At 71.8% G+C, this 12,336-nt stretch carries 8 protein-coding genes and 1 pseudogene; 4 read left to right on the forward strand and 5 right to left on the reverse strand.

Annotated elements, in window-relative coordinates:
• The first annotated feature begins 37 nt into the window (after positions 1-37).
• Entirely contained in the window at positions 38-985 is a 948-nt protein-coding gene (locus ADK86_RS12255; protein ID WP_053696612.1) for a carbohydrate kinase family protein, read from the forward strand.
• 357 nt (positions 986-1,342) lie between these two features.
• On the opposite strand, the gene uvrA is transcribed toward ADK86_RS12255, so the two are convergent.
• Together uvrA and ADK86_RS12265 are read right to left on the reverse strand one after the other, a co-directional pair.
• Positions 1,343-4,399: an excinuclease ABC subunit UvrA gene (gene uvrA / locus ADK86_RS12260; protein ID WP_053696613.1), complete on the reverse strand. Its 3,057-nt coding sequence runs from the start codon at positions 4,397-4,399 to the stop codon at positions 1,343-1,345.
• Between the two features lie 470 nt (positions 4,400-4,869).
• Complete coding sequence (locus tag ADK86_RS12265; RefSeq protein ID WP_053696614.1) at positions 4,870-5,541, reverse strand: TetR/AcrR family transcriptional regulator; 672 nt, start codon at positions 5,539-5,541, stop codon at positions 4,870-4,872.
• Between the two features lie 48 nt (positions 5,542-5,589).
• On the opposite strand from ADK86_RS12265, the gene ADK86_RS12270 reads away from it, so the two are divergent.
• From ADK86_RS12270 to ADK86_RS12280, 3 genes are all read left to right on the forward strand, one after another.
• The gene (locus tag ADK86_RS12270) at positions 5,590-7,404 is read left to right on the forward strand and encodes an FAD-dependent oxidoreductase (RefSeq protein ID WP_053696615.1); all 1,815 of its coding nucleotides are present in this window, start codon (positions 5,590-5,592) and stop codon (positions 7,402-7,404) included.
• A gap of 132 nt (positions 7,405-7,536) precedes the next feature.
• Positions 7,537-8,307, forward strand: a complete 771-nt coding sequence (locus ADK86_RS12275; RefSeq protein WP_053696616.1) for a maleylpyruvate isomerase family mycothiol-dependent enzyme — start codon at positions 7,537-7,539, stop codon at positions 8,305-8,307.
• 9 nt (positions 8,308-8,316) lie between these two features.
• Positions 8,317-8,973, forward strand: coding sequence for an MBL fold metallo-hydrolase (locus ADK86_RS12280; protein WP_053696617.1), 657 nt, complete (start codon positions 8,317-8,319; stop codon positions 8,971-8,973).
• 47 nt (positions 8,974-9,020) lie between these two features.
• Here ADK86_RS12280 and ADK86_RS12285 read toward each other — a convergent pair whose 3' ends face one another.
• The 3 genes and pseudogenes from ADK86_RS12285 to ADK86_RS12295 form a co-directional block, all read right to left on the reverse strand.
• A complete protein-coding gene (locus ADK86_RS12285; protein ID WP_053696618.1) occupies positions 9,021-9,485 on the reverse strand; it encodes a lamin tail domain-containing protein in 465 nt (154 codons plus the stop codon).
• Positions 9,486-9,726: 241 nt separating this feature from the next.
• Positions 9,727-10,731 carry a TerC family protein gene (locus tag ADK86_RS12290; protein ID WP_030603872.1) on the reverse strand — a complete coding sequence of 335 codons (1,005 nt, stop codon included), beginning with the start codon at positions 10,729-10,731 and terminating at the stop codon, positions 9,727-9,729.
• 320 nt (positions 10,732-11,051) lie between these two features.
• Positions 11,052-12,336: pseudogene (locus ADK86_RS12295) on the reverse strand (phosphonate metabolism protein); the annotation flags it as partial.

Here is a 12,336-nt window from a genome sequence, read left to right on the forward strand (position 1 = left end):
TCCGCCCCTCCCCCACCCCAGAAAGGCCAGGACTGTCGTGATCGTCGTCGCCGGCGAGGCCCTGATCGACCTCGTGCCCAGCTCGCAACCGCCGTCCGGGGACGGGCCGTTGTCCGCGCTGCTGCCGCGCCGGGGCGGCGGCCCGTACAACACCGCCCTCGCCCTGGGGCGGCTCGGCTCGCCCGCCGCGTTCTGCTCGCGGGTGTCCACCGACACCTTCGGGGAGGAGCTGCTGCGCGGGCTGCGCGCCGACGGCGTGGACGTCTCGCTCGTCCAGCGCGGCACCGAGCCGACCACCCTGGCGGTCGCGGACATCAGCCCGGACGGCTCGGCGGGTTACGGCTTCTACGCCGACGGCACCGCCGACCGCCTGTTCACCCTTCCGGCCGAACTGCCCGCCGCGACGCGGGCGGTGTCGTTCGGCACCTGCTCGCTGGTGCTGGAGCCGGGCGCGAGCGCGTACGAGTCGCTGATGCGCCGCTCGGCGGAGCAGGGGATCTTCACGGCGCTGGACCCCAACATCCGCGCCGGGCTGATCGCGGACGCGGACGCCTACCGGGCCCGCTTCCGCTCCTGGCTGCCGCACGTCACGCTGCTGAAGCTCTCGGAGGAGGACGCGGAGTGGCTGGCCGGGCCCCAGGGCGTCGCGGCCGCGGTCAAGGACTGGCTGGCGGCCGGTCCGGCGGCGGCGGTGCTCACGCGCGGCGGCGACGGGCTGTCCGTACAGACGCCGGGCGGTACGGAGATCACGGTGCCCGGCGAGCGGATCGAGGTCGCGGACACCATCGGCGCGGGCGACACGGTCAACGCGGCGCTGCTGCACCGCCTCGACGCACACGGCGCGCTGTCCCCTGATGCGCTCGCCGCCCTCTCCCCCGACGCCTGGCGCGACATCCTCGGCTTCGCGGCCCGCGCCGCGGCGGTGACCTGCTCCCGCCCCGGCGCACAGCCGCCGTATGCGACGGAGTTGGTGGGGCCGGAGTGACGGGGTGGGTTCCGCAGGCGTGATGGTGGTACGGGCGGTTCCGGCCGCCGGGGCCACGGGGCGGCGGGGTGCGCAGGCGTGACGGTGGTACGGGGCGGTTCCGGCTGCCCGGGGTCTACGCGACGGGGTGCGCAGCCGTAACGGTGGTACGGGGCGGTCCCCGCTGCCCGGGGACACACGGCGGCGGGCTACGCAGCCGCTGACGGTGATACGGGCGGTCCCGGCCCCGGACCTTCGGCGGCGGGCGGACTGCGCGCCCCATGGCGACCGGGCGGACTCCCCGCCGCCGGACGGCCGACGGGCCGCCGCCCCTGCCCTTACGGGTGGGGCGGCGGCCCGTCGACCGTCCGGCGGCGGTCAGGCCCGGCGGGCCCGCGTCGCCTTCTTGGTGGCCGTCTTCTTGGTGGCCGCGGGCTTGGCGGCCGTCTTCTTCGCCGTCGTCTTCGAAGCGGCCGTCTTGGTGCCGGTCTTCGCCGAGACGGTCTTCTTCGCCGGGGCCTTCGTCGCGGCGACGGTCTTCTTCGCCGCGCGCTTCTTCGCCCCGCCGGCCAGGGCCGGCTCCGCGTCGCTGACCCGGTCGCCCAGGATGTCCCGCAGGAACTTGCCGGTGTGGCTGGCCGGGACCGCCGCGACCTGCTCCGGGGTGCCCTCGGCGACGACCAGGCCGCCGCCGTTGCCGCCCTCGGGGCCCATGTCCACGATCCAGTCGGCGGTCTTGATCACGTCGAGGTTGTGCTCGATGACGATGACCGAGTTGCCCTTGTCGACCAGACCGGACAGCACCTTGATCAGCTTGCTGATGTCGTCGAAGTGCAGACCGGTGGTCGGCTCGTCCAGGACGTAGACCGTGCGGCCGGTGGAGCGCTTCTGCAGCTCGGAGGCGAGCTTGACGCGCTGCGCCTCACCGCCGGAGAGGGTCGGCGCGGACTGCCCGAGCCGGACATAGCCCAGCCCGACCTCGGTGAGCGTCTTCAGGTGCCGGGCGATGCTCGGTACGGCCTCGAAGAAGCTCAGCGCCTCCTCGATCGGCATGTCCAGGACCTCGGCGATGGACTTGCCCTTGTAGTGGACCTCCAGGGTCTCCCGGTTGTAGCGCGCGCCGTGGCAGACCTCGCACGGCACGTACACGTCCGGCAGGAAGTTCATCTCGATCTTGATGGTGCCGTCGCCCGCGCAGTTCTCGCAGCGGCCGCCCTTGACGTTGAAGGAGAAGCGTCCCGGCAGATAGCCGCGGACCTTGGCCTCCATCGTCTCCGCGAACAGCTTGCGGATGTTGTCGAAGACGCCGGTGTACGTCGCGGGGTTGGAGCGCGGCGTACGGCCGATGGGCGACTGGTCGACGTGGACGACCTTGTCCACCTGGTCGTCGCCGGATACCCGCACATGGCGGCCGGGCACCGACTTGGCGCCGTTCAGCTCGCGGGCCAGGTGGGTGTACAGGATGTCGTTGACCAGCGTGGACTTGCCGGAGCCGGAGACGCCGGTGACCGCGGTGAGCACGCCGAGCGGGAAGGAGACGGTGATGTCGCGGAGGTTGTTCTCCTTGGCGCCGTGCACCGTCAGCTGCCGCGACGGGTCGGCGGGCCGCCGCACCTCGGGCGTCACGATGGCCTTGCGGCCGGACAGGTACTGCCCGGTGACCGAGTCCTTGTTGGCCAGCAGCTCCTTGACCGGGCCGCTGTGCACGACCTTGCCGCCGTGCTCGCCGGCGCCCGGGCCGATGTCCACGATCCAGTCGGCGACCTTGATCGTGTCCTCGTCGTGCTCCACGACGATCAGCGTGTTGCCCATGTCGCGCAGGCGCACCAGCGTCTCGATGAGGCGGTGGTTGTCGCGCTGGTGCAGGCCGATGGACGGCTCGTCCAGGACGTAGAGCACGCCGACCAGGCCGGAGCCGATCTGGGTGGCGAGCCGGATGCGCTGGGCCTCGCCGCCGGAGAGGGTGCCCGCGGCGCGGTTCAGCGAGAGGTAGTCCAGGCCGACGTCGACCAGGAACTTCAGCCGCTCGTTGACCTCCTTGAGGACCCGCTCGGCGATCTTCTTCTCGCGGGCGTCGAGCTTCATCTCGCGCAGGAAGTCGGCGCAGTCGCTGATCGACATGGCCGAGACCTCGGCGATCGAGCGGCCCTTGACCGTGACGGCGAGGACGATCGGCTTCAGGCGCGTGCCCTCACAGGTGGGGCAGGGCACCTCGCGCATGTAGCCCTCGAAGCGCTCGCGGCTGCTGTCGCTCTCCGCCTCCTGGTGGCGCCGCTTGACGAACGGCACGGCGCCCTCGAACGCGGTGGTGTACGAGCGCTCGCGGCCGTAGCGGTTGCGGTAGCGGACGTCGATCTGGGTGCGGTGGCCGTTGAGGATGGCCTTCTTGGCGCGCTGCGGCAGCCCGGCCCAGGGGATGTCCGTACGGAAGCCGAGGGCGTCGGCGAGGGCGCCGACCAGGCGGCCGAAGTACTCCTTGGTGTGGCCGTGCGACCAGGGGTGGACGGCGCCCTCGTCGAGGGACTTCTCCTCGTCCGGGATGATCAGCTCGGGGTCGACCTCCATGCGCGTACCGATGCCGGTGCAGTCGGGGCAGGCGCCGAAGGGCGAGTTGAAGGAGAAGGAGCGGGGCTCCAGCTCCTCGAACGACAGGTCGTCGCGCGGGCAGTACAGGTGCTCCGAATACATCCGCTCGCGCTGCGGATCGTCCTCGTCGAGGTCGACGAAGTCGAGGATGACCATGCCGCCGGACAGGCCGAGCGCGGTCTCGACGGAGTCGGTCAGCCGGCGCTTGGCGCTGTCCTTGACGGTCAGGCGGTCCACGACCACCTCGATCGTGTGCTTCTCCTGCTTCTTGAGCTTGGGCGGGTCGGAGAGCTGGATCGTGGCGCCGTCGACGCGGGCGCGGCTGTAGCCCTTGGTCTGGAGGTCGGAGAAGAGGTCCACGAACTCGCCCTTGCGCTCGCGCGCGAGCGGGGCCAGCACCTGGAAGCGGCTGCCCTCGGGCAGCTCCAGGACCTTGTCGACGATGGCCTGCGGCGACTGCCGGGCGATCGGGTCGCCGCACTCGGGGCAGTGCGGCTTGCCGATACGGGCGAACAGCAGGCGGAGGTAGTCGTAGACCTCGGTGATCGTGCCGACCGTCGAGCGCGGGTTGCGCGAGGTCGACTTCTGGTCGATCGAGACCGCGGGGGACAGGCCCTCGATGAAGTCCACATCGGGCTTGTCCATCTGCCCGAGGAACTGCCGGGCGTACGAGGAGAGCGACTCGACATAGCGGCGCTGCCCCTCGGCGAAGATCGTGTCGAAGGCGAGCGAGGACTTGCCCGACCCGGAGAGCCCCGTGAAGACGATGAGGGAGTCCCGGGGGAGGTCGAGCGAGACGTTGCGCAGGTTGTGCTCGCGAGCGCCACGGACGATGAGACGGTCGGCCACGCCGGTCGGCACCTTTCTGGAGAGGGGCGGGAGGCCGCGGCCCAGCTGCGTACGGCCCTGACGGCGGCGGTCGGGCGAGCCGGTCGCTGCCGGTCACCGGGCCGGGTGGGCGCGGAAGCTGGGCGAGCCCCCGCCCCAGGGTATGGGGGCTGCCGCGGCGATGTCTTATTGATGCCACACACGAGCCTATAGCACGCGCATTCGAATTACGGTGTCCGTCGCAGCGCTTCACCCGAACGTGTGGCCGCCTCTGGACAACACGCAACGGCCCGCCTCTCTTCCTGTCGATCATCGACAGGCCGCTCCCCCCTTCACCCACGCCGCTCCGGCACCCCCGGTTCCCGCCGCCCTCGGGCCCGCGGGGGCGGAACCCGGCACCGGACGAAGGTGTCCGAAGTCACGGCCGCGGCAACCGCTGTTCGATTTCCGGACCGCCCGGCCCCCCGCCCCCCCCACGGGCACCGCCCTCTCTACAGCACCCGCGACAGCACGTCGTACGTGTGCTGCAACAACTCCCGCTGCTCCGCGGCGATCTCCTCGACGGGGACGCCGGCCATCTGCCGGCGGATGACCGTCGCGTACACGGAGCGGTACGCCGCCACGGTCAGCGCGGCGGCCAGCCGCGGCCCGTGCTCGTCCGGTCCGGCGCCCCCGGCCTCCGCGAACAGCCCGGCGAGCGTGTCCTCGAACTCCTCCAGGGCCTCGCGCCCGCGGGCCTGCAACGCCGCCGAGTCCACCAGCACCTGCCACCAGTGACGGTCCCAGAACCCCACGCCCGCGAGCGGGTGCCCCTGTTCCAGCAGGTCGAGCGCGAGGCGGTGCAGCGCCTCCAGCGGCGCGACACCCTCGCCCCGTTCCCGTACGGCGCGCGTGACCAGCTCGAACGCCTCGGGGATGCGGTCGAGGAAGAGATCTTCCTTGCGGGGGAAGTAGTTGAAGACGGTCATCGTCGAGACCTCGGCGGCGCGGGCCACCTCGGCGACGGTGACCTGCTCGAAGCCGCGCGCGACGAAGAGTCGGGTGGCCTCGCCGGAGATCCGTTCCCGGGTCCGGATCTTCTTCAGCTCGCGCAGCGAGAGCCCGTCGCCGTCCGCACCCGCCCGGCCACCGCCGCGCCCCGCCTTGTCCGCCTGATCAGCCATGACCAGAATTTTAGCCGAAACAAATTTTTAGTGACTACAATCAACCGCATGAACGAGAACACCGGGGGCACCGCTCCCCGAACGGACGTGGTGATCGCGGGCGCCGGGCCCGTCGGACTGATGCTCGCCTGCGAACTCGCCCTGCGCGGCGTGCGGGTCGTCGCGCTGGAGCGCCTGACCGAGGTGGACGAGACGATCAAGGCGGGCGGCATCAACACGCCCAGCGCGGAAGCCTTCTACCGCCGCGGCATGCTGCCCGCGCTCGCCGACGTGCAGAAGGAGGCGTTCGGCCGGTTCCACTCCTTCGTGCGGCAGCGGCAGGCCGCCGGGGCAAGCTCCGTACGCCCGGCGCCGAGGTTCGCCGGGCACTTCGCGGGAATCATGCTGCGCGCCGAATTGCTGGACACGTCCGACTCCGACTTCCACCACGCCGGACCGGCCGACGAGATCGGCTTCGTGTCACAGCAGGCATTGGAACGGCTGCTCGCCGAGCGCGCCGCCGGACTCGGCGTCGAGGTGCGCCGCGGCGTGGAACTGACCGGCTTCGACACGGATTCGGACGGCGTGACGGTGCACGTCGGCAAGGCCGGAAAGGCCGGTGACGCAGGCGGGGAGGAACTGCGGGCCGGCTGGCTGGTGGGCTGCGACGGCGGACGCAGTACGGTCCGCAGGCTCGCCGGATTCCCCTTCCCCGGCACCGATCCGGAGATCACCGGCCGCCAGGCGCTGGTGGAGATGACCGGCGCCGAGAAGCTCGGCATGGGCTGGAACGAGACGGAGACCGGCATCTACAGCCACGGCCCGGTGCCCGGCCGCATCCTCACCGTCGAGTTCGACGGCCCGCCCGCGGACCGCTCCGCCCCCGTCACCCTGGAGGAGGTCCAGGCGAGCCTGCGCAAGGTGTCGGGGACCGACGTCACGGTCACCAAGGTGCACACGGCCACCCGCTTCACCGACAACACCCGCCAGGTCACCGAGTACCGCCGCGGGCGCGTCCTGCTGGCCGGCGACGCGGCGCACGTCCACCCGCCGTTCGGCGGCCAGGGGCTCAACCTGGGCATCGGGGACGCGATGAACCTCGGCTGGAAGCTGGCCGCGACGATCCACGGCCACGCCCCCGACGGGCTGCTGGACACCTACACCGCCGAGCGGCACCCGGTCGGCGCGTGGGTGCTGGAGTGGACGCGCGCCCAGATAGCGGTGATGCGGCCGACGCCGCACTCCCGCGCGCTGCGCAAGGTGATCACCGACCTGACCGGCACGGTCACTGGCACCACGTACTTCGCCAAGAAGATCTCCGGGGTGTGGCACCGCTACGACCTGCCCGGCGACCACCCGCTGACCGGCCGCAGCGCCCCCGACCTGGCCTTCGCCGACGGCACCCGGCTCGGCGCGCACCTGGAGGACGGGCGGGCGCTGCTGCTCGTCCTCACCGACGACCCCGGTCTGACGGGCCGGGCCGCCGAGTACACCGCCGGGTACGAGGGCCGGCTGCGCGTGGTGACCGCCCGCTGCCCGGACCGGCCGGAACTGGCCGGGCTGCTGGTGCGGCCGGACGGTGTGGTGGCGTGGGGTGCAGGTACGGAGGAGGACGCACTGCGGGGCGAGTCGCCCCACGGAGCGGGAACTGACGGGGACGGATCGGGGGCTGACGGGGGCGGAGCCCCGGCTCGTACGGCCGGTACGGCGACCGCCACCCGTACGGCTTCCGCCGCCACCGGTACGGCTCTTGCCGCCACCGGTACGACTCTCGCCGCCACCTGCACGGCGGACGAACTGGCCGCTCTGGAGGACGCGTTGCGCCGGTGGCTCGGCGCTCCCAACGGCACTCCCGACGGCACTCCCGACGGAACGGCCGCCTGACGGCCGCGGTCCCGGCCGGTCCGTTCCCACGGGCCCGGCCGGGGCCGTGCCGCGCTTCCCGCGCCGCCCGCGTACCCCTGTATCCGTGCGGACCGACTCCCACGGAGGCCACCGCGGCGCTAGCTTCGGACCATGACCGACAACGCGCCCCCCGCCACACCGGATTTCGCGCAGGACGCCGCCGCCGTCCGTGAAGCGACCGACCGACTGCTCGTCTCCGTCGGGAAGTTGGACGACGCGGCGATCGGAGAACCGTCACTGCTGCCCGACTGGACCCGCGGCCACCTCCTCGCCCATGTGGCCCGCAACGCCGACGCCCTGGTCAACCTGCTGACCTGGGCGCGTACCGGCGTCCGCACCCCGATGTACGCCAGTGCCGAGGCCCGGGACGCCGACATCGCCGCCGGTGCCGACCGGCCGCTCGCCGTGCACCTGGACGACCTGCGCTCCAGCGCCGAGCGTTTCGACGCGGCCGTGGCGGCGCTGCCGCCCGCCCGCCTCCCGTACGAGCTGGAGATGCGCAACGGCGTCATCGAGCGCGCCGCCCGGCTGCCGTTCCGCCGTCTGGCCGAGGTCGAGCTGCACCGTATCGACCTCGGCGTCGGCTACGGCATCGAGCAGTTGCCGACCGCCTTCGTCGACGCGGAACTGGCGTTCATGACGGGTGTGAAGTTCGCCGGTCACGTCGACGTACCGGCCGTGGAACTGCGCGCCCCCGACGGGCGGCGGTGGCGTACCGGCCGTACGGAGCACACCGGCGTGGTCACCGAGGACACCGGGGACGTCCCGTACGTGGTGGTGTCCGGGCCGCCCGCCGAACTGGTCGGCTGGCTCACCGGCCGCGCCAAAGGCACCGGACTCGACACCCGGGGCGGCCCGCTTCCGGCCCTTCCTCCGCTTTAGGGTGGGCGCATGAGCTACACGGGAGCAGTGAAGGTCGGCGGACCGGCCGACGTGCACGAGTTGGCCGACCTGATGATCTCCAAGGTCGCGGTGGGCCCGATGGACAACAACGCCTATCTGCTGCGCTGCCGCGCGACCGGCGAACAGCTGCTGATCGACGCCGCCGCCGAGCCGCGCACCCTCCTCAACCTGATCGGCGACAGCGGCATCGCCGCCGTGGTGACCACCCATCGGCACGGCGACCACTGGGGCGCGCTGCGCGAGGTGGTGGACGCGACGGGCGCCCGTACGTACGCGGGCCGGTACGACGCCGAGGGCATCCCCGTGCCGACCGACGTGCCCGTCGAGGACGGTGACACCATCGCCGTCGGCGAGGTCCGGCTGACCGCCCGCCACCTGGTCGGCCACACGCCTGGCAGCATCGCGCTGATCTACGACGACCCGCACGGGCACCCGCACGTCTTCACCGGCGACTGCCTCTTCCCCGGCGGCGTCGGCAACACCTGGAACGACCCGGAGCAGTTCACCAGCCTCCTCGACGACGTCACGGCCAAGCTGTTCGACCGGCTGCCCGACGAGACCTGGATCTACCCGGGCCACGGCTCGGACACCACGCTCGGCGCGGAGCGCCCGCACCTCGCCGAGTGGCGCGAACGCGGCTGGTGAGGTCCTGACGGGCGGCCGGTCGCCCCGGCCGCCCGGCGGACCGTCCGTCAGCAGGTGACGTAGGACCGGCGCGCGTTGTTGTAGCCGCAGCTGTCGACGCGCGCGCCGGACGCCTTCGTGAGGGTCGCGGTGTCCTTGGTGTTGTCCCACACGTAGGCGCGGCGGTTCTGGTAGCGGTGGGCCGCGGTGTCGCGCCCCTTGCCGGTGTGCACCGTCACGGTCTTCCCCGCGCCCAGGGTGTACGTACCGAAGGTGTACACGTGCCGGGAGGCGTCGGTCAGCTTCCAGCCCTTGAGGCTGACGGCGCGCGAGGTGGAGTTCTTGATCTGCACCCACTCGGCGTTGAGGCTGGCGTTGGAACGGTTGTCGCTGCCTGGGCTGTTGTAGTAGATCTTCGCCAGGTGCACGGACCCGGCGGCGGAGGCCGGTGCCGCCGTGACGAGCCCCCCGAGTCCTCCGGCCGTCGTGGCTATCGCGAGTGCGGCTGCGGCGGCTGCCTTGCGGTGACGCATGGGTCCCCCCTCGGGACGGTGCGCGCCGGAGGGGCCCCGGGTGCCTCAGGGGCCGTTCGGGCGCGCGGTCGATGATGCGCGCACTGTACGGGTTCGGGGGGCGCGGAGGGATGCGTCCCGTATGCATGCCGTACGGATGCCCACCGCATATGCCCCCAACGGCGCGGGAGGCCCCGCGGTGTACTCGCGGGACCTCCCCGAACGCGCCGGGACGGGCGGCCGCCCGTCCCCGGAACGCGGGTCAGACGTCTATGGCGTCTTTGGCATCTTCCTTCGCCGCGGCGGCCTCCGCCTCCGCCCGCGCCTGCTTCTTCGAGGCCCGCAGGCTCGTGATCGTCGTGACGACGAGGACGGCGCAGATCACGCCGAGCGAGACCGGGATGCTGATCTCGGGGACGCTCACACCCGACTCGTGCAGGGCGTGCAGCACCAGCTTCACACCGATGAACCCGAGGATGACCGACAGCCCGTAGGACAGGTGCACCAGCTTCTTCAGCAGCCCGCCGATGAGGAAGTACAGCTGCCGCAGGCCCATCAGGGCGAAGGCGTTGGCGGTGAAGACGATGTACGGGTCCTGGGTGAGGCCGAAGATCGCCGGGATCGAGTCCAGCGCGAACAGCACGTCGGTGGTGCCGATCGCCAGCATCACGATCAGCATCGGCGTCATCAGGCGCCTGCCGTTCTCGACGACGAACAGCTTGGTGCCGTGATAGCGGTCGGTCGACGGGAACCGCTTCTCGACCATCTTCAGGAAGCGGTTCTCCTCGAACTCCTCGTCCTGCTCCTCCGCCCGCGCCTCCTGGATGAGCTTCCAGGCCGTCCAGATCAGGAACGCGCCGAAGAGGTAGAACACCCACGAGAAGTTGGCGATGATCGCGGCGCCCGCACCGATGAACCCGGCGCGCAGCACGAGCGCTATCAGCACACCGATCATCAGCACCCGCTGCTGGTAGATCGTCGGCACCGCGAACTTCGCCATGATCAGGACGAAGACGAAGAGGTTGTCGACGCTCAGCGACTTCTCGGTGATGAAGCCCGCGAAGAACTCACCGGCCGGCTGCCCGCCGCCGAAGACCAGCAGGCCGAGCCCGAAGAGCGTGGCGAGCGCGATCCAGACGGCCGTCCAGATCCCGGCCTCCTTCAGGGAGACCTCGTGCGGTTTGCGTCCGCCGATGAAGAAATCGGCGGTGATCAGGGCGCACAGACCGACGATGGTCAGCACCCACAGGGTCAGGGAAACGTCCACTGCTCCTCCGGCAGAGTCGTACGGCACTCACAGCGTCGTCGCTGCCGGAGGTCTCTTCCACCCGAGAACGCCGTTGGCGCTCCCCGAGCCGGGCCGACGTCCCGGGATCGCGTCAGTGGTGTGATCCGTGATGACGGGAACGTCGCGCAGGAATACTCCCCTCCGCACTCAAAGGGTAAAGGAAAGGCAATGTGAAGTAAAGGGTTGGGTAAATGGGGTGGTCAGGGGTGTGCGGGGGCCTTCCGTGGGGGCCTAGGTGGGGGTTTCTGCGGGAGCTTAAATCTCCCTCGCACGGCTGTGGCCGCGTGCTCCCCGGGGCCTCAGCTTTCCCTTGTACGGCTGTGGCCGCGTGCCCGGCGGGCCTCGGCCAGGTCGGTCAGGACCCGGCGCAGGATCTGACTGCCCTCCGGTACGCGCGACGGCTCGTACGTCCAGGCGTGCCCGACCCAGGGGTCGGCGAGGTGGGCGTCGGGGACCGGTGTGATCCGCAGCAGGGAGCGCCACAGCGGGTCCAGCACCGGCCCGTACTCCCGCGCCTCCGCCCGGTCCGCGACCATCAGCAGGTGCACGCCGACCGACGGGCCCTCGTCCGCCAGGTAGCGGAGCTGGTTGACGGCGCGGTCGTCGAAGCCGTGCGGGAAGTCGTGGACGATCAGCAGCTGCTCCGCCGTGTCCAGGTCCGGCGGCAGCGACTCGGCGGCCTGGTTGCGCACCGCCATCTGTACGAGGTCCACGCGCCGGGTCAGTTCGCCGAGCACCGCGGTCACGCCCTGCGCCCCGGCGGCCGGGGCCTCACGGAGTGCGCCTGTCTCCACCAGCGGCGCCAGCGCGGGCGCCGCCGCGCCGGCCGGGTCGATGACCTGGAGGGTGAGTTCGCCGGCCGGGTGGGCGGCCAGCAGGCGGGCGGCGAGCGTGACGGCGGTGTCCATCGCCCGGCGCCGCACCTCGGTGGCGTCCAGCGGCTCGCCGCCTTCCGAGCCGGTACCGAAACCGTCCGGCCCGAAGGCGTCCGATCCGAAAGCGTCCGGTCCGAAGCTGTCCGCGAACCCCTCAGCGGCGCCCTCGCCGCGGAACATGGCGGGCGCTCCGCTGTCGATCCACAGACCGCGGTTCATCGGCAGCCGTACGAGCATGGGCACGCGCAGGTCCGGGCATTCCGGCAGGCGCAGGTCACCGAGGCGTACGGCGATCGGGTAGTCGCCCGGGACCCGGTAGCCGTGCCAGACGGGGCTGCTCCAGTCCGCGAGGGCGGGCGGCAGCGCGGGTTCGACCACCCCGGCCTCGGCGGTGAGCTGGGCGAGGTCCCGGTCGAGCACCTCGCGGGCCTGGGCCGCGAGGCGGGCGTGCTTGTCGTGCGCGGCGGCCCGCGCGGCGTCGGCGGCGGGCCCGACACGGTTGCGGGGATCGGCGTTGACCGCGTCCAGTTCCTTGGCCAGGCGGGACTGGGCGAAGTCCATGGCGCTGCGGTAGGCGGCCACGGTCCGGGACAGGTCCTCGAAGATCCCCCAGACCTGGTTGTAGAGGCGCTCGTCGGCGGTACGGCCTGGGGCGTCGCCGGCTACTGGGGTGGGGGGTGCTTCGGGGTGGGGTTCGTCGGTACGGGGC

Origin of the sequence: Streptomyces sp. NRRL F-5755 (genome assembly GCF_001279365.1) — a bacterium.
In the GTDB taxonomy this organism is placed as follows: Bacteria; Actinomycetota; Actinomycetes; order Streptomycetales; family Streptomycetaceae; genus Streptomyces; species Streptomyces rimosus.